Source organism: Bradyrhizobium sp. USDA 3311 (genome assembly GCF_054062495.1).
The window spans coordinates 264,465-288,487 of sequence record NZ_JBSSFI010000001.1 but is presented as its reverse complement, the minus strand read 5'-3'; the positions used below and the strand labels follow the sequence as shown (position 1 = coordinate 288,487).

General features: G+C 60.2%; 15 protein-coding genes and 7 pseudogenes. 10 read left to right on the top strand and 12 right to left on the bottom strand.

Annotation, left to right across the window (positions count from 1 at the left end; all coding sequences use genetic code 11):
• The first annotated feature begins 18 nt into the window (after positions 1 to 18).
• Entirely contained in the window at positions 19 to 1,152 is a 1,134-nt protein-coding gene (locus tag ACVWW6_RS01410; RefSeq protein WP_456679970.1) for an aminotransferase-like domain-containing protein, read from the top strand.
• A 1,735-nt stretch (positions 1,153 to 2,887) separates the two neighbouring features.
• On the top strand, positions 2,888 to 5,770 hold the full coding sequence (locus ACVWW6_RS01405) for a Ulp1 family isopeptidase (RefSeq protein WP_456679969.1): 2,883 nt from the start codon (positions 2,888 to 2,890) through the stop codon (positions 5,768 to 5,770).
• A 161-nt stretch (positions 5,771 to 5,931) separates the two neighbouring features.
• Here the strand turns inward: ACVWW6_RS01405 and ACVWW6_RS01400 are convergent, their stop codons facing one another.
• A complete protein-coding gene (locus ACVWW6_RS01400) occupies positions 5,932 to 6,171 on the bottom strand; it encodes a hypothetical protein (protein ID WP_097669996.1) in 240 nt (79 codons plus the stop codon).
• Positions 6,168 to 6,311 (bottom strand): annotated as a pseudogene (locus ACVWW6_RS01395) (transposase domain-containing protein); the annotation flags it as partial. The pseudogene ACVWW6_RS01395 and the gene ACVWW6_RS01400, both read right to left, overlap by 4 nt.
• Positions 6,312 to 6,726: 415 nt before the next feature.
• Between ACVWW6_RS01395 and ACVWW6_RS01390 the strand changes: the two are divergent.
• Positions 6,727 to 7,170, top strand: a complete 444-nt coding sequence (locus ACVWW6_RS01390; RefSeq protein ID WP_179880113.1) for a site-specific integrase — start codon at positions 6,727 to 6,729, stop codon at positions 7,168 to 7,170.
• A gap of 123 nt (positions 7,171 to 7,293) precedes the next feature.
• Here ACVWW6_RS01390 and ACVWW6_RS01385 read toward each other — a convergent pair whose 3' ends face one another.
• Complete coding sequence (locus ACVWW6_RS01385) at positions 7,294 to 8,883, bottom strand: ISL3 family transposase (RefSeq protein ID WP_456679968.1); 1,590 nt, start codon at positions 8,881 to 8,883, stop codon at positions 7,294 to 7,296.
• A 146-nt stretch (positions 8,884 to 9,029) separates the two neighbouring features.
• Between ACVWW6_RS01385 and ACVWW6_RS01380 the strand changes: the two genes are divergently transcribed.
• The 3 genes and pseudogenes from ACVWW6_RS01380 to ACVWW6_RS01370 all read left to right on the top strand — a co-directional run.
• On the top strand, positions 9,030 to 9,491 hold the full coding sequence (locus ACVWW6_RS01380) for a tyrosine-type recombinase/integrase (RefSeq protein WP_333937955.1): 462 nt from the start codon (positions 9,030 to 9,032) through the stop codon (positions 9,489 to 9,491).
• On the top strand, positions 9,488 to 9,934 hold the full coding sequence (locus ACVWW6_RS01375; RefSeq protein WP_442869846.1) for a hypothetical protein: 447 nt from the start codon (positions 9,488 to 9,490) through the stop codon (positions 9,932 to 9,934). Before ACVWW6_RS01380 ends, ACVWW6_RS01375 begins: the two co-directional genes overlap by 4 nt.
• Positions 9,931 to 10,572, top strand: a pseudogene (locus ACVWW6_RS01370) (tyrosine-type recombinase/integrase); the annotation flags it as partial. The gene ACVWW6_RS01375 and the pseudogene ACVWW6_RS01370, both read left to right, overlap by 4 nt.
• A gap of 5 nt (positions 10,573 to 10,577) precedes the next feature.
• On the opposite strand, the pseudogene tnpC reads toward ACVWW6_RS01370, so the two are convergent.
• The 7 genes and pseudogenes from tnpC to ACVWW6_RS01335 form a co-directional block, all read right to left on the bottom strand.
• Positions 10,578 to 11,922, bottom strand: a pseudogene (gene tnpC / locus ACVWW6_RS01365) (IS66 family transposase); the annotation flags it as partial.
• A 32-nt stretch (positions 11,923 to 11,954) separates the two neighbouring features.
• The gene (locus tag ACVWW6_RS01360; RefSeq protein WP_179880118.1) at positions 11,955 to 12,128 is read right to left on the bottom strand and encodes a hypothetical protein; all 174 of its coding nucleotides are present in this window, start codon (positions 12,126 to 12,128) and stop codon (positions 11,955 to 11,957) included.
• Positions 12,129 to 12,212: 84 nt separating this feature from the next.
• Positions 12,213 to 13,661, bottom strand: coding sequence for an IS4 family transposase (locus tag ACVWW6_RS01355; protein ID WP_456679967.1), 1,449 nt, complete (start codon positions 13,659 to 13,661; stop codon positions 12,213 to 12,215).
• 169 nt (positions 13,662 to 13,830) lie between these two features.
• Positions 13,831 to 14,260 (bottom strand): annotated as a pseudogene (locus ACVWW6_RS01350) (transposase domain-containing protein); the annotation flags it as partial.
• A 471-nt stretch (positions 14,261 to 14,731) separates the two neighbouring features.
• A complete protein-coding gene (locus ACVWW6_RS01345) occupies positions 14,732 to 15,151 on the bottom strand; it encodes an SET domain-containing protein (protein ID WP_456679966.1) in 420 nt (139 codons plus the stop codon).
• Between the two features lie 190 nt (positions 15,152 to 15,341).
• Positions 15,342 to 15,536 carry a hypothetical protein gene (locus ACVWW6_RS01340; protein ID WP_271552915.1) on the bottom strand — a complete coding sequence of 65 codons (195 nt, stop codon included), beginning with the start codon at positions 15,534 to 15,536 and terminating at the stop codon, positions 15,342 to 15,344.
• Positions 15,488 to 16,692: pseudogene (locus ACVWW6_RS01335) on the bottom strand (IS110 family RNA-guided transposase). Before ACVWW6_RS01335 ends, ACVWW6_RS01340 begins: the two are co-directional and overlap by 49 nt.
• Positions 16,693 to 16,932: 240 nt before the next feature.
• Between ACVWW6_RS01335 and ACVWW6_RS01330 the strand changes: the two are divergent.
• Together ACVWW6_RS01330 and ACVWW6_RS01325 are read left to right on the top strand one after the other, a co-directional pair.
• A pseudogene (locus ACVWW6_RS01330) lies at positions 16,933 to 17,136 on the top strand (integrase core domain-containing protein); the annotation flags it as partial.
• Positions 17,137 to 18,901: 1,765 nt separating this feature from the next.
• Positions 18,902 to 19,228 (top strand): annotated as a pseudogene (locus tag ACVWW6_RS01325) (transposase); the annotation flags it as partial.
• A 246-nt stretch (positions 19,229 to 19,474) separates the two neighbouring features.
• On the opposite strand, the gene ACVWW6_RS01320 reads toward ACVWW6_RS01325, so the two are convergent.
• Both ACVWW6_RS01320 and ACVWW6_RS01315 read right to left on the bottom strand, forming a co-directional pair.
• Positions 19,475 to 20,824: a hypothetical protein gene (locus tag ACVWW6_RS01320; protein WP_456679965.1), complete on the bottom strand. Its 1,350-nt coding sequence runs from the start codon at positions 20,822 to 20,824 to the stop codon at positions 19,475 to 19,477.
• 286 nt (positions 20,825 to 21,110) lie between these two features.
• The gene (locus ACVWW6_RS01315; protein WP_271552500.1) at positions 21,111 to 21,581 is read right to left on the bottom strand and encodes a hypothetical protein; all 471 of its coding nucleotides are present in this window, start codon (positions 21,579 to 21,581) and stop codon (positions 21,111 to 21,113) included.
• Between the two features lie 413 nt (positions 21,582 to 21,994).
• Between ACVWW6_RS01315 and ACVWW6_RS01310 the strand changes: the two genes are divergently transcribed.
• On the top strand, positions 21,995 to 22,618 hold the full coding sequence (locus tag ACVWW6_RS01310; RefSeq protein WP_097669982.1) for a J domain-containing protein: 624 nt from the start codon (positions 21,995 to 21,997) through the stop codon (positions 22,616 to 22,618).
• 348 nt (positions 22,619 to 22,966) lie between these two features.
• Complete coding sequence (locus ACVWW6_RS01305; protein WP_456679964.1) at positions 22,967 to 23,986, top strand: IS110 family RNA-guided transposase; 1,020 nt, start codon at positions 22,967 to 22,969, stop codon at positions 23,984 to 23,986.
• Positions 23,987 to 24,023 lie beyond the last annotated feature (37 nt).

The following is a 24,023-nucleotide window of genomic DNA, read 5'->3' as shown; positions in this document are numbered from 1 at the left end:
GATCCGAATGACGAAGCTATGAATACGCGCATCTCAAAACGCAGCGCTGTCGCTCAGGGTTTCGCGCCGTTCAACTCCTCAAGTGCGACGCATGGGATCAATTTCGGCTATGGGCTGGCCGACCCGGTGATGTTTGCAGAACTGCCGTGGCCAGACGCGTTTGACGGACGTACAGGTGTGGCTCCCGCCGATCTGCCGCAGTATACAGATGCCGCGGGTTTGCCCGAACTTCGTACCAAGCTCGCACTGAGGTACGGTGTGCGGCATGACCAAGTTATGCTTACGGGTGGAGCTTCGCAGGCCTTACAATTACTTGCCGATGGCTGGATTGACCCCGGTGACGTGGTCCTGACGGAGGACCCCTCCTACTTGGGTGCACTGCGTACGTTTTCGATCGCGGGTGCAACCGTGGTCCAGCTAGGTCTGGCTGCAGAGGGAGTGGATCTGAACGAAGTGGAGGCAGTGCTGCAGACCAGTGCCCGGGTGAAGCTCTTCTACACGATGCCAGCATTTCATAATCCAACCGGGCACCAGATGTCGTGCGACCACGTGGCCAAATTGGCGGCACTGCTAGCCCGCAGTGGCGCTCTCTTGGTGCAGGATCTTGTCTATGCTGAGTTGCCCTATAACGGTCCAGTGCATTGGTTGGCGCCGGGCGACAACGTGATCAATGTCCATAGCATCTCAAAAGTTGCCGGACCGGGACTACGGGTAGGCTGGGTGCTTGCGGAGTCGGACATTATCAACAGGCTTGCGCACCTCAAACGCGACGGCGGCGTAAGTCCGGTTCTAAGCAATGTCGTTTTGGGATTATTGCAATCGAGCGCTCTTGACTCGCACATAACACGCTTGCGCGAGCACTACCGAGCGAAGCGAGACGGCGTACATAGGTTATTGCAGCGCAGCCGGATTTGCGAGCCGGAATATAGTGTACCAAGCGGGGGCTTCTCGTTCTGGGTACAGCTTGCCGCGGGTACGGATCCGGAGAGGTTTATTGAAGCTGCAAGCCGCGAGCACGACGTGCACCTTATAAATGGTCGGAACTATGGCCCACGAAGTGGCCGTCACGTGCGCCTGTGTTTCAGCTATCTTCCAATATCTCTCATTGAGCAGGGGCTGGAGCGCTTAGGTAATTTGCATGCTAAACTCTAGACGCGTGTGGTATGTTTCAGCAGAGTTTTCCCATCTGACGCGGGGTCGCAGGTCCAGCTCCAAGCGCCGACACTTCTGAAGAGAGCGGCCTTACGCGGACACACGAGGTCGCTGTCCTGCTTTGTTGTCCGCCGGCAAGGTCGCTTTGGTGCGCTCCAACCGACCCGCCCATCACTCGTCCGAAGCTCGAAGAAATGTTCGAGCTGTATAAGGGGAGCTTCGTTCCCACGCACTGGAGCAGAGTATACGGTTCCGATTTGCCGCATCTTTGCAAGCTACTTAAAGCTCATCGCCGCGAACCGCGAGCTGAGCTGCAAGCTCGTGAGCAGCCGGGTTCGCCGGCCGTGCAGTCCGCTCGGCAGTCCGGCTCGGCGCGGGAGCATCCCCCGACGCCTGGCTACCCTGAGCTCGGGAGCTTGGGCTCGTTGGCCAGCAGATGCAAGAACCAGCATCACCATCGACTGCCGGGTCCTGCGGCGGTCTTGAGCCTTTTGTTGATCTGAATACGCCCGCGCGTCTGAACTGCGCGACGATGCTGACTTTGGCCGGCGGATCCTGCCAGAGCTCGCTCAGACACCTACGCTGCTCTTTGAGTCTTTGGTCGACCTGAATGCGCTAACGCCGTCAGAGTTGCGCGACGATGCTGACTTGCGCCAGCGCAGTCTGCCAGAGTCGCTAAGACATCTACGCTGAATCATTTGTTGATCCCGCCCTCGGCGTCCTCCGGCTGCTGCGATCTTTACGTCGCTCAGCAGGCGATCGGTCGTCACCGCGCTCACCTTCAAAACCGGCCCACCGCTCATCGGCAGAAAGCTTCAATCTGCCGTGCGTTCAAGTGCCGGGAGCGAGAACGGCTCCCGACGAGCCGCTTACTGCAGAGCCGGTCAGAGGCGTCCCATAGCACGATCAGTGCAGCGCGAATGGAAGCCCCATAGGTCCGGCTTGGACGCCGCGGCACGGCCGATCCCGATGCCCCGTCCACCGACAGTGGTCGGATCGCGTGCTTACGATGTCATCCCGTGACGGTGCAAAGCTCGTCCAGGATTCGTCCCTTCTCACGCCGCCCGCCCGCCCGGTGACGCTCGGCCAGGGCTGATGTGATCTCGCGCTTTGCGCGCATGCTGATCGTCCCCGCCGCAGCCGCCACCGAACTGATCCGGCAGCTCCGCCCCAGGCACGACTGGGAAGTTGTCCGGTAACAGTTTTAGTGAGGCAATGCGCCCCTCGGCGACACGAGGATTACTCTCGCCTTGGATAGCCGATGAGAGGGCGAATGGACGAGGAACGAATCGCGGAAGGCTCGTCGTGGATTTGCGAGAACGATCCGGTCAACTGTGGCTTGGCACCCGTGCGTGCACCTGCGGCGCCGCCGGTATGCCGTTTTGCACTAGTTGCTCGCTATCGAGCGGAGCGTCCCCCTGGGGCGATAGCGTGTGACTATCGTTTGGGGCACCGCGCAGTGCGTTCCGGCTAGGGACGCGCCCGACGACTAGGCGGGTCCCAACAACCCGAGCAATGACGAGACGTCGGCTCCCATGCCGCCGCAAGACTTCATCGGCCGGGAGGAAGGCGGGTCCTGACACCCCATGAAGCTCCGCGACGATCGAGAGCCGCGGGGCCGTTTCGTTCTGCAGATGTCGCGATGCATTGCCTCACGAGCCACGATCTCGTCAGCTTCTGGAAAGCCTATCCATAATAGGATCAGCTCAATTGATTTCTTGGACGTGAGGCTAGCGTGGACCCGTACAATTCCGATCCATCCAATCCAACAGCTTGGTCCCAGGTGCAGCACGCCGTCTTGGAAAAGGACCAGGGGGGGCATGCCGGGCAAGAGGGCTTTGAGCAGCACTTGGCCGAGGCGCACCCGCCCGATCCGGGTCCTGTCTCCGGTGGCGGCCGCAGCGGCCGCAACTACCATCCCCATCTCTCTGCAGAACATCGGGACATTATCGACAAGGCGATTGCCCAATATGCGGCTCAGAAAAACCCACAACTGAAGACGGTTAAGCGCTATACGCAGGCGCTTCGCCGACTTGGAAATGATCTTGGCGCTCATCGCAAAACGATTGATCTTGGGGACCACCAGTCCCTGGTCCGTCACGTCAAGACTTACTTCCCGAACGACGAAGACATAAAGAAAGGGTTGGGTGTCCTTCGTGCGTATCATGATCCGAGCTATGTAGCTTCTGGCGGGCGGCCGCGCACGATCCCTTCAGCGGAAGACGCGCCCCTCTCAGAGCGGCTTAATGCCAGTGGCATGACGTCGGGCAGTGCTGCTCGTCATGATCGTAGTCTTCGCAGATTTTCTAACGCGCTTAATCGTGCGGGCTACTCGATATCTGGGCTAGACGACGCTGCGCGCATCGAATTCGCTCAAAAGTTGTTCCCGAACGACGAACTTTTATTGTTCGCATTAAGCAAGGTTCGCGATGCCGAAAACGTTTCCGGCGCGGGTGCATCTCAGGAGCCCAGCGGTTATGCTGTCCCGTCGCCCGCATCGCATCTTTATTCCGATGACGCCCGCATCATTGATGGCCTGGAAAAGGCAGAGCTGAGCATGCTCAAACCCGAGGAGACTAGCCGGAAGAAAGATGTTCAAAATCTGGCCCGCAACCAACGAAGATTCGCCGCTTGGCTCCAAAGGGAGGGGCGCGGGAGCCTAGTGAGCCGACTCACCGGCACCAGTGAGCAGCAAAAGTCGTTCAACGACGATTACAAGGACTTTAAAAAATCCAATCGAAACGCGGACATGGGCTTTGATCGGCTTCGGAACTACCTATGGCTCGTCGAGGCGAACGCTGCGCTGGGCGTCTGCCCTGAACAGGCGGGTGGGGAGCCGCGGCGTGGCGAGTCGAAATCAACGTGGTCGCCGCCGGAAGCGGTGCCAGATGGGTCGTCGGCGTTCTACCGAGGTCTCGACTCCTTCGTTGATCTGCCGTACACCTCGCAGGAAGTGAGAGACGATGCTCAGTCAGCGCCGGTGGGTAGGGCTGCCGCCAGACCGCCGCTCTTCATCGGACTATCGGACGCGCCAGCTCAGTCGCCAGACATTTTCCGCGGTCTTCAATCTTTCGTTGATCTGCCGTACACGCCGCAGCAGATGCGAGACGATGCTCAGTCGGCGCCGGTGAGTGGGGCTGCCGCCAAACCGCCGCTCGTCACCCGACCGTCGGACGCGCCAGCTCAGTCGTCAGACATCTACCGCGGTCTCAACTCTTTCGTTGATCTGCCGTACACGCCGCTGCAGATGCGAGACGATGCTCAGTCAGCGGCGGTGGGTGGGGCTGCCGCCAGACCGCCGGTCTTCACCGAACCATCAGAAGTGCCAGCTCAGTCGTCAGACATCTACCGCGGTCTCAACTCTTTCGTTGATCTGCCGTACACACCGCAGCAGATGCGAGACGATGCTCAGTCGGCGCCGGTGGGTGGGGCTGCCGCCAGACCGCCGCTCTTCACCGAACCATCAGACGCGCCAGCTCAGTCGTCAGACATCTACCGCGATCTCAACTCTTTCGTTGATCTGCCGTACACACCGCAGCAGATGCGAGACGATGCTCAGTCGGCGCCGGTGGGTGGGGCTGCCGCCAGACCGCCGCTCTTCACCGAACCATCAGACGCGCCAGCTCAGTCGTCAGACATCTACCGCGATCTCAACTCTTTTGTTGATCTGCCGTACACACCGCAGCAGATGCGAGATGATGCTCAGTCAGCGCCGGTGGGTGGGGCTGCCGCCAGACCGCCGCTCTTCACCGAACCATCGGACGCGCCGGCTCAGCCGTCAGACATCTACGGCGGTCTTGCGTCATTGGTGCATCTGGATGCGCCCACGCCGTCCGAGTTGCGCGACGATGCTCACTTTGCGCCGGCGCCGGCTGCCAGGGCTCGCTCAGACGCCTACCGCGGTTTTCCATTGGTCGATCTGACTGCGCCCACGCCGCCCGAATCACGTGACGATGCTAATTCTGTACGCCCGTTTCCGAGCACCTCCGCTAATGCTCAGATCGGGGCTTTAGATCCGACAGTCTCGTCTCACGGCCACGGGCTGGTGCTCGATGACACAGAATGGCTGGGCGACCAGCATATCGACAGGGATTACGGGCTCCAGGAGCAGGATTTGCAGAGGAACGATCCGGATCTCGCCGCCCGGACGCGGTTCGTGAATCCCCTCATCGCCCTAAATTATCTGCGCTCTAACGACGATGGCGTCGTGCTAACCGAGTTCCAGCGCATCGTCTATGACGATAATGGTAATGATACAGCCGACTTCCTGTTCCTGCCCGTGATTAATGGCAATCCTGAAGATCCTAGTAGCCGCGGCAACCATTGGTCGCTGCTGTTCGTCGATCGCAGCGACCGGGGGCGGCCGGTCGCCTATCACTACGATTCCTACGGCGGACTCAACAACAGAGATGCAGAACATCTCGCAAGAAGGCTGAACCTCCCCCTGGAGCTAGCCGTCATGGCCCAGCAGCAGAACACTTATGATTGCGGCGTCTTTGTCGTGGACGGCACGCGGGAGCTGGTTAGGCGATTGGCGCAAGGACGGGAGCCAGACCTGCGGAATCTCAGCGACGTCGGTGCCAATCGGCAGGCATTGCAGATCCGACTCAGGGGCTGATGTCGCCGTGGGCGGATAGCTCAGGCTGGAGCGGCAACGCCGACGGCCTGGGCCTCGGGCACGAAGGACCGGAATCAGGCCGCCGCCCAGCAACACAGCCCGGCGCAGCCATCCGGCGAGCGCAGTCTGGGGAAGGTATCCACTCGGCGTAGGCCGCAGGGTTACCGCCTGAGCAGTCCAGGGTTCTCTTTGTAGAACCTGATCAGCTCGATGAGGTTTTCGATTCCAAAGTCGGTGAACGCCTGGATGCCGTGTTCTCCGACGCCATAGACCCAGATGACGCCGTCCTCGATCTCCATTTCGTTGGCGATGTCCCACAGCCAATCTTCGTCTTCGCCGAGGTCTTTCGCGACCTGGGTGATGGTGGTGACGTGATGGACCTTGTTGACGTGCGTGGTCATGCCGCTCGAGCGGAGAGTGCTGATGCCGGCGTCCAATTCCAGGGCAGAAGTTCGTCCAGCCGACGAGCCGGATGGGCGGCAATGCGGGCGAGGATATCGGCGAGCCAGGCCTGCGGGTCGATGCCGTTCATTTTCGCCGTTTATGCCGCCCGCCGAACTATGCCGAGTCGGGTCGTTTTCCCCAGATTTCTCGCTGACCGGCGTTTGGTCGGTTCGGCATAGTTCGTTCTGTGCCTCCGCTTTCAACAGCGGAGAACAGGAAGATGGAAGTTGAAGAGTACTTGGGCAGAAGCCGGCTGTACCGGCGTCTCAGAGCCGGGCCGCACGGACAGTTCGTCGAGCGCTACGCCGCTCGTCTCGTCGAATAGAGGCTCGTTCGGCACGGCACGTGGCGTTGCCTCAACGTGGTTGGCGGGCTCCTGAGTTGGATCGCGGGGCCGTCGCTACAAGCTGGTCGATCTCGATGAGCAGGTCGTTGAGCGGTGCCTCCGACATCGAGGCGGGAGGCAGTCTATCCAACCCGGTGACCGAGCTGCGCTCAAGCGATGGCTGTCAGTGCTGCGCGAGGAAGGCGCGATCGCGCCGTTGGTGCTACCGCCTCTCACCCCGAACGAACGGATCTTCGAGGAGTTCGATGCCTACCTGCGATCAGAGCGCGGCTTGGCCCCGAGGTCCATCGTCCGCCATCTCCCAGTCATCCGCAGGTTCCTGCACGAGGTGTGCTCCGGCGGCGCCGGCGCCCTGTGCAAGATCAGCCAAGAGGACGTGATCCGCTACGTTGAACGCCACGCCCAGGATTGGAGCCCGGGAACAGGCAAGGCGATGTGCTGGTCGTTGCGTGCCTTTCTCCGTTACCTCCACCATCGGGGGCTGAACTCGCGCTCGTTGGCGGATTGCGTTCCATCGATGCGCCGATGGAAGCTCGCAACTCTACCGACCTATCTGCCTGCCGCTCAGGTGCGGAAGGCTCTCGACGGTTGCGACCGAGAGAGACGGTGATGGGACGGCGCGACTACGCCATTCTGTTGTTGCTGGCCAAGCTTATAGCGCGACAATCAGGGGTTCTTCCGCACATTTGGTGCAGCTTGAGTAGCTGGGGTTGGACAGGTTGCCCGGTCATACTCAAGCAGCCAGAAGGACGCGTCGACGCAATAGCGGATAGCTTGCCCGGCCATACATTTGTCGTTTGATGGCTTTGATCCTGCTGATCTGGCCTTCGACCGGACTGGTTGTCCAGGGGGTTGTTATTGCCGCTCGGACCGCGTCGATGTCGCGCGCGATGCCGTTGGCGAAGCTCTTGAGCTCGCTGGTGGCTGCTTGTGCGATCCATTTATCGAGCTCGGCGATGTCGCTGCCCCTGAGAAGAGACACAAACCGCTTCGCTAGCTCTGCTGTCGTGGCGAGTTCCGGAGCTCGCGCAAACAGGTGACCGAGGAACAGCCTGGCGTCAGCATCGATCTGATCCAGATCCCGACTCAAATACCAAGCACAGCGACGACGCGAGGGAGCTTTCCAGGTTGGGTGCGGTTGTGCTGCTCCTCCGGAGCCTGCATGGGCACGCCTGTCAGCGGCCCATCGCGCGACGGTCACCCGACTTCCAGTATAACCCTGTTGCTGAAGCTGGCGCCAAAGCTGCTGGCCCCCCTGGCAGCCGGAGGCCCACCGCGCTTCCAGCCATGCCGAGAAGGGCGCGAGAAGATGTGAAGGTCTGTGAGGACGCGAATGCTCTGGTTCGCCGCCAGCGGCCAGCCAGCGCTGAACCGTGCGCCTGTCGACGCCGAGCAGTTGGGCGATCCCAGATGTCGGGCAACCTTGCTCGCGTAGGCGACAGATTTCATCCCAGCGTTCGCGTCGTGCAGCCTTTTGATCCGCCCGCAATTGTGCAAGGCCGGGCGGGAGCGTGGAACTGCCAGTCTTCGGTCGTTGCACGGACGCCATGATTTGCACGGCGGCGGCTATGCTGTGACGATGGCGGCCGACCGCGTGGCGCAGGGCCTCACCCAGACTGTTGAGCAGGTGCCAGCGGTCCGCCACCTGCACCGCGTCGGGTGCGCCGCAGCGCGCGCCATCAGCATAAAGGCCCGCACGGTCGCGCGCGACGACCTTGATCTCCGGCCAGCGCTTCAGCCAGCGCGCAACACTGTCGGCATTACGATCGGGAAGCAGGTCAAGTACGCAATTGCGCTCCAGATCGCAGATGATCGTTCCATATCGCTGGCCACGACGCCAAGCCCAATCGTCGATGCCGACGACGGTCGGGGCCACGAAATCCGGCAAGGGAGCCGAGTGAACCATCCGGAGCAAGGTGTCGCCACTGACCGGCATGGCCAGTTTGCGTGACAGGCGCGAGCCGGGTTCTCCGCCGACCGCAAAGCCCATTGCCAGTAGGCTCTCGCCGAGGCGGGTTGTGCGTCTTGCTTTCGGCCGCACCGTTGCCGGTAGCCGCTCGGTGAATATCTGACGCGGGCATTGCGGATTCGCGCATCGAAAGCGTCGCGCCTGAAGCCGGATTTCGACCACTCGACCTTGCCACGGCAGATCGGCTAAGCGTCGCACGTAATGGCTGTGGACGCGACCCGTCTGGCCGCCGCAACAGGGACAGAGCGAGACCGCTGACTTCGGCCGAGCCACGAGCACCACCCTGTCCGTCTGGGGAAGGATCTGGACAATCGAAAGTTCGGGGGAAACCAGCGAGCGGAAGGCATGGAGCAAGGCGAATCACGGACGTCGACTGCGATTCCGACCTTATGCCCTTATTCGCACTGTTCGTGAATCCTGCACCCTGCACCAAATGTGCGGAAGAACCCCTGATTGTCGCCGGAGTCTCACCTTGATCGCCGCCGTGCACCAAGCTCGGCCTGCGGGCCGACGAGGTTGCGACGCTCACCCTCGACGATATCGACTGGCGCGCCGGCGAGATACTCGTTCGCGCCAAGGGCCGACAGCGCGCTCGAATGCCGATACCGCCAGACATTGGCGCGGCTATCGTTGCATATCTGCGCAATGGCCGCCCAAAGTCGTCGTGCCGACGGCTGTTCGTCCGCACACTCGCGCCACACGTCGGCTTTGCTTCCGGATGCGCGATCACCATGATCGCCAAGGCCGCTCTCGATCGCGTTGGAATCGAAGGTTGCGCCCACCGCGGCGCCCATATCTTCCGACATAGTCTCGCTACAGAGCTTCTCCGATCTGGGGCGACCTTGTCGGAGATCGGACAGTTGCTGCGGCACGAGAACCACGACACCACCCGGATTTACGCGAAGGTCGACATCGATGCGCTGAGAACATTGAGCCTGCCCTGGCCGGGAGGCGTGCAATGACCGATCTGCGCTCCGCACTCGATAAGTACCTGAGCATGCGCAAGGGGTTGGGAACGAGAACCGCGCTGCGCGACTACGCCCACCGGCGCGATGCGCTGCTCGGATCACGCTGCGGCTCGACCTTCTTCGTTGCCGAACAGGGAGGCCGATTGCTGCACCAGTACGTTCATCGCGTCTTCTGGCGATTGTCCAGAGAGATCGGGCTGCGGCGCCCAGGTGATCGTACCGGGCCACGCGTGCACGACTTCCGTCATCGCTTCGCCATCCGGACGCTGCTCGACTGGTATCGCGAAGGCAAGGACGTCGAGCAGCAACTCCCAGTTCTCTCCACTTACCTCGGCCACGCCTGCGTGCGCGATACTTACTGGTATCTCTCGGCCTGCCCCGAGTTGATGGAAGAAGCGGCGCGGCGTCTCGATCGGCGATGGGAGGTGACGCCATGAAGCCCGCCTGCAATGTCGCCACGTTGATCGAGCGCTTCTTCACCGAGCGCCTCATGCGCCAGCGCAATGTTAGCGCCAACACGATCGCCTCCTACAGGGACACGTTCCGGCTGCTGTTCATGTTCGCACAGGTGCGGCTGCGGAAGTCCCCATCGGCCCTGACGCTCGCCGATCTGGCTGCAACGTTCATCGGCGCGTTCCTCACCGATCTCGAGGTAAAGCGCGGCGCCAGCGCGAAGACGCGTAACCTGCGTCTGACGGCCATCAGATCCTTCTTCAGGTTCGTGTCCTTCGAGGAACCGGCACACAGTGCGCTGATCCAGCGCGTGCTCGCCATACCGAGCAAACGCCACGACAAGCGACAGGTGCACTTCCTGACGCGCCCCGAGATCGAGGCGGTTCTCGCCGCGCCCGATCGAACGACGTGGCTTGGTCGCCGCGATCACACCTTGCTGCTGGTCGCGGCCCAGACGGGCTTGCGCCTCTCAGAGCTGACTGGCCTTGACCGGGATGCCGTCCACCTCGGGTCTGGTGCACACGTACGATGCGTCGGTAAAGGGCGGAAGGAGCGGACCACTCCGCTGGTCGAGCAGGCCTACAAGCGGATGGTGGCTGCCTGGAAGGAAAAACCCAGAAAACTTGTCGCCAGCTGACGAAAGAGCTTCTCAACACCATCCGTGGAGAGACACACGCGTCCATCTTCCAGGAACAGCGTGAAGCTCGCTCAGCGCTTCAGGATATAGTTGAACGCCTTGGCCAGGTCGTGCCCACGGGAGAGCTTGGCGAGCTGTTCCCGCATGTAGACCTGAAGATCATCGACCAAGGGACGGCTCAGCGTCTGCCGCATCTGAAACGCTCCTCCGCACTCCTGCCATTGATGGAGCGTTCGATCTCGAACAGCGCATCGATCCGGCGCACGACCTCGACCGCGATGGGCGAGAGCGGGATCTCCTTTTTGCCGGCAGCCTTGCGCCGCGCATTCTCTTCGATGTCGGCCATGGCGAAGAACGGACGCCTTCCATGCGACCAGCAGGCAGCCTCCCGGATAGGTCCGGGCTGGCGTCCCGCCAGATAGAGTTGGTTGTACCCGTCATAGGCGTCGGCCTGCAGGATGCCGGCATCTCGGGCCAGATGCCCCTGGGGATGCTCGCCCTTGCGGTTGCGGGAGTAATAGAACATCGCCTCGGCGGGCCGGCTCCACCAAATGGCTTGTCGTCCCGCACGTAGATCCAGCACCGCCCCGTGTCGGTCTCACCCTTAGCCAGCACCGGCACGGTCGTATCGTCGGCATGAAGGCGCTCGGCCGCCATGACATGGGCCTCAAGGCGGCGCAGCAACGGATCTAGCGAGGCACAGACCGCCCCAACGGCATCCGCCATGGTCGACAGTGCGATCGGCACGCCTTCCAGAGCGTAGCGCTCGGCCTGGCGGTTCAACGGCTGATGTTGGCCGAACTTCTCGAACATGATCATGGCCAGGAGGCTCGGGCCAGCCCATCCCCTGGCGATGGCATGGAATGGGGCCGGCGCCTGGCTGATCTTCTCGCAGTCGCGGCAGGAGAACTTCTCCCGAACCGTCTCGATCACCTTCCACTGGCGCGGCACCACTTCCAGCGTGCGGGTCACATCCTCGTCGAGCTTGCGAAGGCGATTGCTGCCGCAGCATTCACAAGCCGTAGGCCCATCGATCACCAGTTCCCGGGGCAGATGCTCAGGGAAGGTCTGGCGCTCGGCACGCTGGCGCGCAAATCCACGCACCCTCGTCGTCTTCGCCACGGCCCGTTCCGCCGCAAGCTCGTCCTCGGTGGCGTCGGCTTCCAGCTCTTCGAACGTCAGCGCCAACTGCTCGATCAGCCGCGCTGAACGCTCTGACCGTTGCCCATAGATCTGATGTTTTAGCTTGGCGATCTGCAGCTTCTGCTGAATCCGCAACTGAGTTGGCGACCGCAGAGCGCGGGCTGATCTAGGAAAATCTGCGGTTGCCGGCATTTTGAGGAGTCCCAACGCGTCCAACTTGTGATTCACTGCGTCGCATGGATGCTGATCGCGACGCTGTTCCGGATGACGTTGCCGCCCTGAAAGAGGCGCTGGCAGTCGAGCGCGCGAAGGGTTTGGAGGTCGCCGCTGAACTCGCGGTCGCCCGCGCGAAAGCGTCGCAAGACGAAGCGCCGTTCTGGTCGATCGAAGATCCGCAATCGGTGTGTTCGCAGAGCATCATAGTGTCTCACGTGAGGAGCTGAGTACGCATACGACGAAGCTTACGATTACCCACATTTTGGTCAGAGTTTCGCGCCCGTTGCGATATCGATGAATCGCGATAATCCGCGCCACATGATCAGATTCCCTGGTGGCGGATCGTTGGCGCGGGCGAGATAGCCGCCGAGCCTGGCGATCTTGATGAGATAATGCGACAATGTCTTTCGTTGTGCGCTGACTGGCGTCTTGTCGTTGACGAGCCGATCAAGCAATTGGATTTCAGCTTTGGTCAGCACAAATTCCGGTGAGGCATTTGGCCCTGAACGATTGAGCATCGTCATCCAAAAAATGCGCCAGCTCACAATGCAGAATACCGAGATCAGATTCGTCAATCGCTGAGCAGTCCGCAGTTGCGAGTCCTCTGCCCTACATCCGGATTTGAGTATCTTGTGGAAGACCTCGATCTTCCATCGCAGGGAATACCATTCGAGTTTCTCGATCGCATCCCCGCGCGATTGCACCGGAAGATCGGTCAGGAGTTTCCATTCAATCTTCTTTCTGTTCTTTGGCGCTCCTCTTTCGTCAGCGTGGATCACTGTCAAAGTCAACGCTGGATACCGCGACTGCTTGCCTATCGGTGGTAGAATACGGATTTTACGATACCGGATTTCAAGAACAGCCTGGTCTGGATTGCCCTTGCTATCCTGGACTTCGATCCGATGGAGACCTTTGACCACGACCTCGTCCATTATCGTTGCAACCGTATGGTTGCCATCGCCTGCCAGGCGATTGACACAGGTCCTTACCAAGAAATGCGTTCCAACCTCTTGGGCGGCGCAAAACAATTCATAAATATCGGCCTCACGATCACCGATATGGATGCACTGCGATGGGTCCTCGAAAAGCTCCGTGGATTGCTTGAGGTTCTCCAGCCACCGAATGCTCTCCTTGGTTTCAATGGGGATCCGTGTCAGGTTGACCTCGCGCCTGAGCGCAGCGACCCCTCTGAATTTCTTTCTGGTCCAGAACTTCACGGCGCTGAGCCCCAGCGGAAGCCCCTCGAGGGTCACCGCAAGGCTCGAATGCATCAATATTCCGCATGTCGTGTATGTTTGGGGTTTTCCGTCCAATCTTCGAGAGTTGCTTTTGGGGATACGCTTAATCATCCCGATCAGATCCGGGCGCTCTCTTTGATAGGTGAATTCGGTCGTATCATGCAGGACAAGAACAGGCCCTTTCGCGGCCGCGATACGTTCCCGCGTCGATTTAAAATGACCAGACAGGATGTCGGCCTCGCTTACTCGTTCATTGGAGAAGAAACGATAGGCCGCCTTGGTGTTCGCCCAGTCTTGGCAAACCATCGGAATGCTCTGTCCGATGTCTCCACCAATCTGCTTCAGCAGCATGCGAAATCTCTCGCCAAGTCGAGCGTCCTGGAATTCGCACAGCGCAGCTTCACGGTCAAACCAGGTCACCGCGTCAGACGCCAACCGATGCGCCTTCTCATCCCGGGCGCGTGAGGTCAGTCCCATAGAGCACCTCTTCTCGAATCAGGTGCCCATCAAAGAATCACGAGCGATTCTGGCAGACTCAAGTTTTTCGACTCACTGCACCTCAAAAATGTGGGTAATCGTAAGACGACGAAGACCGCCTGATTGACGCATGCGCGCGGGCACAGCGAGCTCTATGATCGGTCGAAGGTCAGTGGCCTGCTGACCCGGCGGGCTTATCGGCCTGGCGCAGGAGCTTCCATTCCCAGGGCAGAAGTTCGTGCAGGCGCGACCCGGGAAGATCGGCGATCCGGGCCAGGACCTCGGCGAGCCAGGCCTTGGGATCAACGTCGTTGAGGCGATAGGTCGTGATCATCGTCAGCATGATGGCGACACGGTCGGCGCCGCGCTGGCTACCAGCTAAGGTCTAGTTGCGCCTTCCCTGCCTCTCAATGCGCGCTCAGCGCATTAGTGAAGCAGATCTTGCCATCGTATAGGAAGTGGGCGAAGTCGTCCCAGCGCCTGAGCATGTAGTTCATAGGCTTCAGTACGTCGGAGGAGCGCGAGAGGGTTTCGCGCTCTCGCAACAACCAGGCGTGCATGTCCTGGAGAAGCGACTTGCTTTTTCCTCTGCGCTGCGCGCGGAAGTAAATCGAGGGGCAAAGATCGAGCCGCAAGCGATCTCATCAAGTGCGTTTGTGAACAGCACATCTGCGGCTCTGACGTTAAGCAGCCCATTCAGCGCATGCTAAGAGACTGTGAGGCTCAGTTCCTGCGCCATCTCAGCAGCGATTGGGAATTGATCGAGCGTCGTCAGATTCTGAAGTAAGTGCGAGATCAGGGGCTGCGGAGATCTTGCGTAGGGTAGGCTCTACAGATGTTGTGAACTCCACGTCGCGGCAATACGTCATCGAAAGCACGCTCCGGGACGTGGCCCACCGCACTTAGCGCGCCAGTGATGTCGAACAAGGCTGCGCTCCCAATGATCTTCAAGCTCGAGGAGGCTGCCGCAAAAGCTGGGTCGGTCGATGGCCACAATTAGTTGCCGAAACTCTTCCCGTAAATTTCGCCGACGAATCAGCCGTCAGACCGCGAACTCAATCCACTGCCGCCTAGCCCGTTGGGGCATCAACATTCACCGATGGTTCTTCATTCCACGATAAGTCACACGTCGGATCGAAAAACAAATAATTGCGAGTCAGTTCTTCACCAGGTTGTACGTCACGCGCCGTTAAAAGTCGGCAATGATCGTCTTGATATGTGTTTGGCTGACGGCTGTGGTTCATGAAGCGGGCGTTGTCGGCATTGTACTCTATAACACCATCATTTGCCTTGTAGTCTCTTGGATAGGCATGCTTATCAAGTAGAGCTCGAAATGTTGGAGCTAGAGCTTCGTACTGCTCAGGCGTCACTGCGATGTCAACGATTGGGTTGTGAATCCATATCAGCGAACCTTTGGGCAAAAGCGTCGCGGAGAAAAGTCCAATACCGCCAAACTGGTCTGGCTTTAAAACAGTTTCGACAATCAACATTAAGGAAGTCTCCCCTAACACTCAGCAAGCTAACTGACCTGAGCCGCGAAATCTCCTGCACAAATCGGTAGGGTCGTCTAATCGCGCCTCCGTCCCGATTTGGATTTGTTTGCATTTGTTGCGGCAGCGGCTGCTGCGGATCGCCTTGTACGGGACCGCCGACTTGTCGGTGCTGGAAGGCGGCTGCAAGTCAGTGGGATTCCGAGCAAAGATCCGCGTCGATCAAGGCGGCGAGTTCCTGTCGCGCGATCGTGACCTGTAACCCTACCAGCGTGGCGATACGCTTACTTTCTCGGCCGCCGGCAAGCCAACCGACACGGATGTTGTAGACAAGCCCTATGTCGCGGAAGCCTTGCTGTGTCGGGATCGTGGCTTTGCCCGCCACCGGGACGTGAACCTCGTGTACTCCTTCTCGGCGGATTCCACGCGTGCTCGTTCCTCAGCCCTCTTCGCGGGGATGTTTTAATCATAGGCCGATCCACGCTTGGCATGGCTGGTGGGTAATCCAGCGCGCAGTTCGATGCTCCGGAACTTGCGCGCCAGCAGGGCCGGCCTGGTCCAGATGTAGTCAGTGCTCTTGGTCAGCATATGCCAGATGATCATCGCCAGCTTCCGCGCCGTCGCGACTGCCGCGATGTGCTTGCCGCGTCGTGAAGCCACGCGCTGGAAGAATGCACGCAGCGGTCCCGGCGAACGGGCTTCGACGAGCATTCCGCGAGCTTGGCCGCGCCCTGCTTGGTGATCCTGCCATGGTAGGCGGAGCCCTCGCCAGACTGCCTTACGCTCGGGTTTAGCCCCAGGTAGCTCACCAGCCTGGTCGGATCGGCAAAGCGCCGAATGTCGCCGACGGCCGCGGCCACGCCCGAAGCCACCGTCATGTCCACACCCGGGAGCGTCATCAGCCGCCGAATGATCGGATCGGACATCGCTTCACGCGCGATATCCGCCTCGACCTCCTTCAACGAACCCTGGATCAGGTCGATCTGCGCCAGGTGCCGCTCGATTGCGGCACGCTCGTCGGCAGGTACAATCTGGGCGGCGATCCACCTGCGACCGCTGATCCCTACAAGGTTGAGGTGTGGACAGGGCGGAATGAGGTGGGCGTGAAGGACCGACTGAATGAGGTTCTTCAAGCGTACCCGCTGACGCACGAGCTGCGTACGGCGCGCAACTTGCCGTCGCAGGGCCATAGTGCGCTGATCGGGTACCCAGACCTCCGGAAGAAATCCGGTGGCGTACAACTTCGCGAGCACGGCGGCATCAATCGCATCCGTCTTGATCTTTGCGTGCGCGATCCACCGCACCTGCTTCGGGTTGGCGATGACAACACGGTCGACATACGGCGCCAGAACTTCGACAACGGCCGCGGCATTGCCAGTCGCCTCGACGACCACGTGATCATCATGGGTGAGTTCCTTCCTGGCGAAAGCCTCCAAGCTGTCACGAGTCATGGGAATGCGGCCGAGCTTCGTTAGATGTCCCTCGAGCAGCGCCACGGCCTCGGCCGCCACGCGATGGATGTCCATGCCAATGATGCGCATCTCTCCCTACATGGTCAGTGCGAAAGGGAGCTGCGGGCAACACGACAATTACGGATCCGCGCTCGCAGCGCATCCGGGCTAGTCGCAGGGGCGGCCAGATAACGACCTCGAACTCGCAGTTCATGTCAGTGCGACGGCCTGCCCGCACTTGCGTGCTCCCGGTGCCCCGAGGCCCGGATCGGTCTACGCTAATGGGCTAGATCGAGTCTGGAAACACGGGACACCGGCTACATCATGCCGGATAACGCGTTCATCGAGGCCTTCAACCGCCGCTTCCGGGCGGAATGCCTCAACGCCCATTGGTTCCTGTCCCTTGCAGACGCCCAGGAAAAAGTGGAGACTTGGCGCAGATACTATAACGAGGAACGGCCCCACGGGGCGATCGGCAATCGGCCGCCGATTTTGCTGCAAAATCACGCCGGCGCCACCAGCCCGCCAACGTGATGAGAGGCGCAAAACTCTAGTTCTGGCTGGTCCAAAGTTCGGTCTCGCTGCACACGGGACAGCTCTACTCTTGGCTGGTCTAAAGTTCGGTCTCACTGAAAATCCCGAGATGTAACTGCTGCCATATGAAAGTTCAGTGGCAGGTTAGGTGCGGGATAATTCTCGGGCGTATCCACCGTATCGGTGACCTGTGAGGGATCTAGCGCTGGTGGTGCGCTCCTAGACCCCTGGTCATCGCCCGCGCTTCCGCCGCGATGCAGTCCTGTGAGGACGCCAGATCTGCACTAAGCGTTTGGCCGTAAGGGATATCAGCCGATTTGCCGAGCCCCTGTCCCTCGACTGCTAAGCACCAAACCGGGATGCTGGCGTGGGAGTGAGCAAGGAGGGCTTATGCGCTTTGTCCGAAGCCGCAGCCCGTCGCGGGCTGATTGTCTCAAGCTTATCGGCCAACTCGCCAAGCCCGGCTGCAGGCGGCGCATGAACGAATTGCGATGTTCTCCGCATCGAGACCCCAGAGCGGACCTGAAGGCAGAGTAGATCGTTTCCCTAAATCGAAGGGCCATCTCAAGCGCTCATGGCCACGAGGTAATCGAGCCATAACCAGGGCTGCCTTATTCGCTCGGCTCGTTCCTCTGAGTGCTTCTCGGCCAAGCCGTGATCGCGCCAGGTGTCAAAAGAGAGACGACACTCGTGCCAGAAAGTACTCCCCCCGCGCTCTATTCCTGAGCCCGGACACTGAAACACGCAACAAACGCACGGCACGGCCTGCGCACCATTGGCCCCGGCATCTTTCAATGCGGCGTTCGTCGATCCGCCGCAAGGGCCATGCAGACGCCTTGCGAAATTGAGCACCTCGCCCGAGTCGAGACGGCCCCGATGACCCCGGTCGTCGTCGCGGTGTGCCCGCCTGGTGCTGACTTCGGCCGGGAAGGCCTGCACGATCAGCTAAGCTAGAAGATTGTCGCGGCGATCGTCAATTGAGGCCGGCAGGAAGTGCGAAACGCCTCGGCCTTCGCGCCGGCGAGCCTTGCTCTATGATTTGTCTCGGCATCAAAGTACGCGGGAGATGTGCGGTCGTGCACATGATGGCCGCGATATGGCCTAGATGGGGCAGCAGCCTCGGGCTGGAGTTCCTGATGTTGACATTCAGCAGCGCAAGCTGGTCGCGAACAGACACAGCTCTGGTGCTCGGTAACGATGCTGTCGCGGGGCTTGTCTTTGGGGCGCTTCGCTATTTGAACTCCTCAAACACTGATCTGGCCGATTTGATCAGCCGGACAGAGGTCGCTGCGGCTTGCTCAGCTTCATCTTGCGCTCAAGCTCCTTGACGCGATAGGTCATTTCAGGTCGTCATCTTCGACGGGCAGAGTAGTGCCGAAGGCAGCCCGCGCTGAACCAAATCCTTATCCCGAACAACGCGGCTCTCATCAAAGCGTCAAAAACCGGAGTAGCGACAGATACTTCGCGGTCTATGCACTGCTCTTGCAGATTTCAGCGACTATCTCCGCCAAAAAATAGGAAGGGCATTGCTGGCGAGCTTTCCGCGGGCACGTTGAATGCACATGTCAAGAGTATAACCAGGACAAGGGCGTTGGAGGCAGCGTCGGGGTAGCACTGCGCGAACTGCGGAACACCTCGACTGGGCTAAGTGATGACACGGTATCCCGGACCATTGCTGACCCCTGAGATATGTACTGAACGGCTCGAGGCGGATCGACGAGGTGCCGGGCAGTGCCTCGTTGGCCAGAGGAGCTTTCTGCCGGTACGCCACGACCAGCCCGAGATCTTCAACACCGACCAAGGCTCGCAGTTTACCGGCGCGGCGTTCACCGGCGTGCTCACCGACAACGGCATCGCCATCAGTATGGACGGCCGGGGCGCCTGGCGGGACAACGTGTTCGTTGAGCGGCTGTGGCGCAGCGTCAAATACGAGGAGGTGTATCTGCGGGCCTACGACAGCGTCAGCGACGCTCGCGCCTCGATTGGCCGCTATCTGGACTTCTACAATTGCCGCCGTCCACATTCGAGCCTTGACGGCAGCACACCGGATCAAGCCTACTTCACCCCGCTGCCGCTCCGCACGGCAGCCTAACCCCGGCAGAGGCTCCACTTATCGACGCGGATATTCTGTTCAGACAACCGGGGCCAGCTCAGTGCGGCTCAACGAGGAGCCGCACAGCGATGATCGCGCAAAGTTAATCGGGCCGGGTAGCGCTCACCCGCGCCCGGGGAACCGCGCCAAGCTCGCAAGACGCGCTGGAGCAAGCTATGATCCAATAAGAAGTCCAATACCGAAGCTATGTGGACGGGCTCCTAGCGTGGGATTGCCCCTCGGCATCTACATTGTCGGGTGATGAATGAGCCGAACGTCGTTGGGCCCTCCCGGCCCTAGGAGGGCGGTGTAGAGCTCGCCGCGAATGTCGTATTGCTTTACCGGCTGCGCCGCGTCCGGCAAGAGGCCCCAGCGGCCGAGCATCGAGAGCATCGTGTGCGAGGCGGGTTGGGTGCCGTGCGAAAAATTCTCGGGAACGGCGAATGATGCAGCATAAACCTCGCGGGCCGCCGGAAACGTCCTCTCAGCCCTGGAGGACGCCGGAGCGGCATGCTCCATCGAACGTCCAAGCAGCGCTGGTGAGGCTCGATTTGCTGGCTGCGCGCTGGGCTGCGGAACGTTTTCCGCTCGAGATCCGAGAGGAATGGCAGGGCCTGGCGCATTGAGTGGGGTGCTTGGCCTCATCGCCGCCGCGGGCACGAATAGCGCCGTGTAGCGGTCATTGTGAACGATAAAGCTGTTGGGTCGGCTGTCCTGGCTCGGCGGGATGCCGCTACGGTCAAGCGCAGCGGACGCGTGCTGGTCGCCCTGCCGGAAATTGAAGGGAATAACGGCCGATTCCGAATGCAGCCCTTGGTGATGACCCTCGGTTGGCTCGAGAGACGCCGATGGGCCGGCGTTTCCCACCATCGCCCACAGCAAATCCTGATCGTCGCCTTCTGCAGGAAGGACGAGCGGACCGCTGGCCTGAAGCGGTGCGCCGGCGCTTTCCATCAGCACACGCGCCATTGAATTGCCCGGCTCGCTCAGCTGGCGCTCAATGGCATCCAGTTCCGGCTGGCTTAGCGTCCTCTGCCTCTTCCCAGGCCTCAACTCACCGGTGTAATCCTCACCCATGAGGGCCTCGTGACTTGAAAAGGGAGCACTCCCGGTCAGCTCGTTCCGAGCCTGCTGGTAGCCGTCGCTCCAGTTGAACTGGAGAACGGCTTTGCCGCGATCCGGTCCCTGGTGTTCGCGCGCGGTTGGGAGAGACGATGTTAGGGTCGGTTCGCTCATCATCCCCCGCAGCGGGTTCTGATCGTGACCTTCCGCAGGCAGCTCTTTCGGCCAAGTCCAAGCTTCCCGCGGCGCGCTGTGCTGGGCAGCGGTGTCCACGAGGTGTCTGGTGACGGCGTCTTCGGGATGAGGACCGTGGGCCCCCTGGTGCCCAAGTTCCAAAGCCTCGATGAGGCTACGCTCTTCCTCAGACAGAGGAAGATAGTAGCGATCTGAAAAACCAGGAATCTCTGCAACGGCAGGGGCATCAAGCTGCGGCACTTCATCCAAGTACGGCTCAAATTCCGCTTGCTGCTGTTGCGGTTGTGACACTGCGGCGTGGTCACGGTCGAATGGGTTGATGCTGTTAAATGGGTCCATGTCAACTCCCCGGGTTTGAGTCGGTTGGCAATGCCGAGCCGATAGTGTCGCTCTCTCTCGCTCTATTAGGACCAGCTGTCGACAAGCTGACGCGCTTAGAGACTTACCGGATTGTGATCTCAGATCAGTCATTTCGCCGCTCCTGACCGCGACTGGTGAGGAAGCGGAGCGGGCGGTATGGCTTTGCGTGTTCGGGACGAGCTCAACGCCCTCGGCACTCTGACAACGCCACGATCTCGGCAACTAATTGGGGCTCTTCGTCAACCCAACTTCGACGCCATCTCGATCAACTTTCATCATAAATCTTACGGTTTGTGGCGACAACGGTTCCTTGGCTCACACACTCGGTTGCCGCACCGCGGCGGATCCTCTCGATCGGATTGTAGTTCTCAGCTGGCTCTGGTGCTCGGCAGGAAAGTCTTAGAAAGCCGGTAGGCCCTAGATTGGCGACCCTTGTCAGGTAATCAACGTCGCGCGCATGTTTGGCGCGGCTCTCGGCGAAGGTATCAAGTGCATGCTCCGCGACCGCTCGCCTTGGCGCCATTGAGATCCTGCATGGGCTTCTTCTTGCCGTTCCGAGCCCCCTCGGGATGTCTTTGAGTACGTCGACGGCCTTTTGCTGCCAGCGCTCGTATTCCCTCTGCGATTGGTTATTCAGGCCCAGAATCACTGAAGGTGAAAGGTTCGTTGCATCCTTTCCGGCAGGGCCGAAAGCGCCTCCTGGATCGCCTGTCGACAGGAATTTGTAGCGGTGCATGATCAACCGCAGACGGCTGACCGAAGGGCAGGATGTTGATCGTCTCCTTCGATCGTATCGGCTCCCTGGAGAAGTTCTCGCAGGTTCGTCATCCGCGTGGACACGCTGCCCTCTCTGAGCGCGTCATTACCCTTCCTGTGTAGCTCCCGTATTCTTTGTATTCACCCCCGGTCCCATTCAAGACCTCTATGTGCAGAACCCGACAGCAATTGCAATCGAGGCGACTTGAATCGCAAAGAGATGATTGTCTGAACCAAGCTCGCGAGTCCTGGCATGTCGATTGCTAGGAAGTGCCTGCTACATCATGCCACCAACTAGACGCAGAGGCCGAGACAGATCCAACTTGCCGTCCAACCAATTCTCTAGCAGACAAGCGGCGCTGTTAACTGCCGCTCCGCCAACGGAGCCCGGTCATGCTGATCGACACATCCAAAATCTTCGACTCCATTCGCATCAACAAGAAGGAAGCGCAAGAGCGCCAGACCGCGGCGCTATGCGAATGGCCTGGTTGCCAGAACAAAGCTACCCATCCGGCGCCCAAGGGCCGCGACAATGAGCGTGAATATTGGCACTTCTGCATCGACCATGTTCGCGAATACAATAAGTCCTACAATTTCTTCTCGGGCATGGACGCGGAAGCGGTCGCGCGCTACCAGAACGACGCGCTGACCGGCCATCGTCCGACCTGGAAGATGGGCGAGAACATCAGCACCAGCGAAATGACCGGCAGCGCGGCCGATTTCGAGAACGACTGGCATGCCCTCTGCACGCTCCTCGAGCTGAACGGACGCGCCGGTGCGCGCCCCCGCGCGAAGGCCAAGCCTGAGGCGCGCAAGATTTTAAATGCCGAGCGGAAAGCGTTGCAGGTGATGGGCTTGAATGCCAATGCGACGCTCGGCGATATCAAGGCGAAGTACAAGGCGATGGTCAAGCAGCACCATCCAGATGCCAATGGCGGCGACCGCTCCACGGAGGATCGCCTGGTCGAGATCATCAAGGCCTACCATTATCTCAAGACGGTAGTGCGCGATAGCTAGCCCGGATATCTCAGTGGGTCTCAACGGCGCATCAGCCGTGGAGGACGGAACCACCCAGACATTACTCGCTTTGCTCTGGTTCGCTGGCCGTTAATTCCCTGGCTAACGCGTTCGGCCGAGGATGGCGAACAATCGACATCTTGAGCGGTTCGTCTCATTTCGCCCTGACCTGCCCGTGAGTATTTCCTCCAGAAGGAGTTAGAGTCCGGCCTGAAGAAGGACGGACAAATGAAGCGAGCAAGGTTCACGGAAGAGATGGGGTATTCGGTCCCGATCGCCTGGCCTATTTACCGCGCAGCACGTTTTGACTGACGATCATGGACCAATTCCATTCAAGGAGGAAAAGCCATGATCTACGTTGGCCTCGACGTTTCGCTGAATTCCGTTGCGGTATGTGCGGTGGACGAGACCGGAAAGCTTATCCGGGAGGGAACGACGTTGGCGGATGCGCCATCGATTGTGTTGTATCTCGAACCATGGGCTGATCAAGTTGAACGGGTGGGCCTTGAGGCAGGACCGACGTCAGAATGGCTGACCGCAAATCTAATCGAACTGGGGCTGCCGGCCATCAGTTTGGAAGCCCGCCAAGTTAAGGCGGCGCTTTCGGCCATGCCAGTGAAGACCGATCGGAATGACGCCCGTGGGATCGCGCAGGTGGTGAGAACGGGATGGTTCAAGCCTGTTCACGTCAAGAGCATCGGCAGCCAAAGGGCGCGGACGCTGGCCGCGGCTCGCAAGCATATCGTTCGCTCCATCGCTGCCGCAGAGCAAGTCATCCGCGGACTTCTGCGTCCGCTCGGTCTCAAAGTCGGAATCGTCTCGCGGACTCTGTTCGCGACAAGAGTTCGTGAGTTGGTCGGCGATGACGCCTTGCTCGAGGCGATCATGAATCCGCTGCTTGCCGGACGCGAAGCGCTGATGCGAGAGTACGCCCGACTACATCGCCTGGTTCTGAAGACCGTGCGCAGTGACCCGGCTTGTCGGCTCTTGATGACGATGCCGGGGATCGGCCCAGTCTCTGCGTTGACCTTCCGCTCCACTGTGGACGATCCCAGGCGATTCCTGCATTCCCAATCCGTCGGCGCCTATCTCGGGTTGACGCCCCGACGATACCAATCTGGCGAGGTTGATCGGGTGAGACGGCTCACAAAAGTCGGAGATGGAGAGACGCGCACAGCCCTGTTCGAAGCTGCCAACGTCGTTCTCAGGCCATCAACCCGATGGTCTCCGATGAAGGCCCGGGCGGTGCGTGTTGCCCACCGGCAAGGAAGCAAGCGTGCGAAGGTCGCGCTGGCCAGGAAGATGGCTGTCATCCTTCACCGAATGTGGGTTGATGGAACCGAATTCCGATGGACGGCGGTGGCGTAAGAACGCCATCGCCATCCCAAGAGACGCCCGTCGCGGG

What these genes read in the sequence shown, in the direction of transcription:
- ACVWW6_RS01320 (WP_456679965.1), bottom strand. Translation starts at nt 20,824, where the DNA reads ATGGACCCATTTAACAGCATCAACCCATTCGACCGTGACCACGCCGCA.
- ACVWW6_RS01310 (WP_097669982.1), top strand. Translation starts at nt 21,995, where the DNA reads ATGCTGATCGACACATCCAAAATCTTCGACTCCATTCGCATCAACAAG.
- ACVWW6_RS01400 (WP_097669996.1), bottom strand. Translation starts at nt 6,171, where the DNA reads ATGACCACGCACGTCAACAAGGTCCATCACGTCACCACCATCACCCAG.
- ACVWW6_RS01375 (WP_442869846.1), top strand. Translation starts at nt 9,488, where the DNA reads ATGACCGATCTGCGCTCCGCACTCGATAAGTACCTGAGCATGCGCAAG.
- ACVWW6_RS01345 (WP_456679966.1), bottom strand. Translation starts at nt 15,151, where the DNA reads ATGTTGATTGTCGAAACTGTTTTAAAGCCAGACCAGTTTGGCGGTATT.
- ACVWW6_RS01355 (WP_456679967.1), bottom strand. Translation starts at nt 13,661, where the DNA reads ATGGGACTGACCTCACGCGCCCGGGATGAGAAGGCGCATCGGTTGGCG.
- ACVWW6_RS01315 (WP_271552500.1), bottom strand. Translation starts at nt 21,581, where the DNA reads ATGCACCGCTACAAATTCCTGTCGACAGGCGATCCAGGAGGCGCTTTC.
- ACVWW6_RS01410 (WP_456679970.1), top strand. Translation starts at nt 19, where the DNA reads ATGAATACGCGCATCTCAAAACGCAGCGCTGTCGCTCAGGGTTTCGCG.
- ACVWW6_RS01305 (WP_456679964.1), top strand. Translation starts at nt 22,967, where the DNA reads ATGATCTACGTTGGCCTCGACGTTTCGCTGAATTCCGTTGCGGTATGT.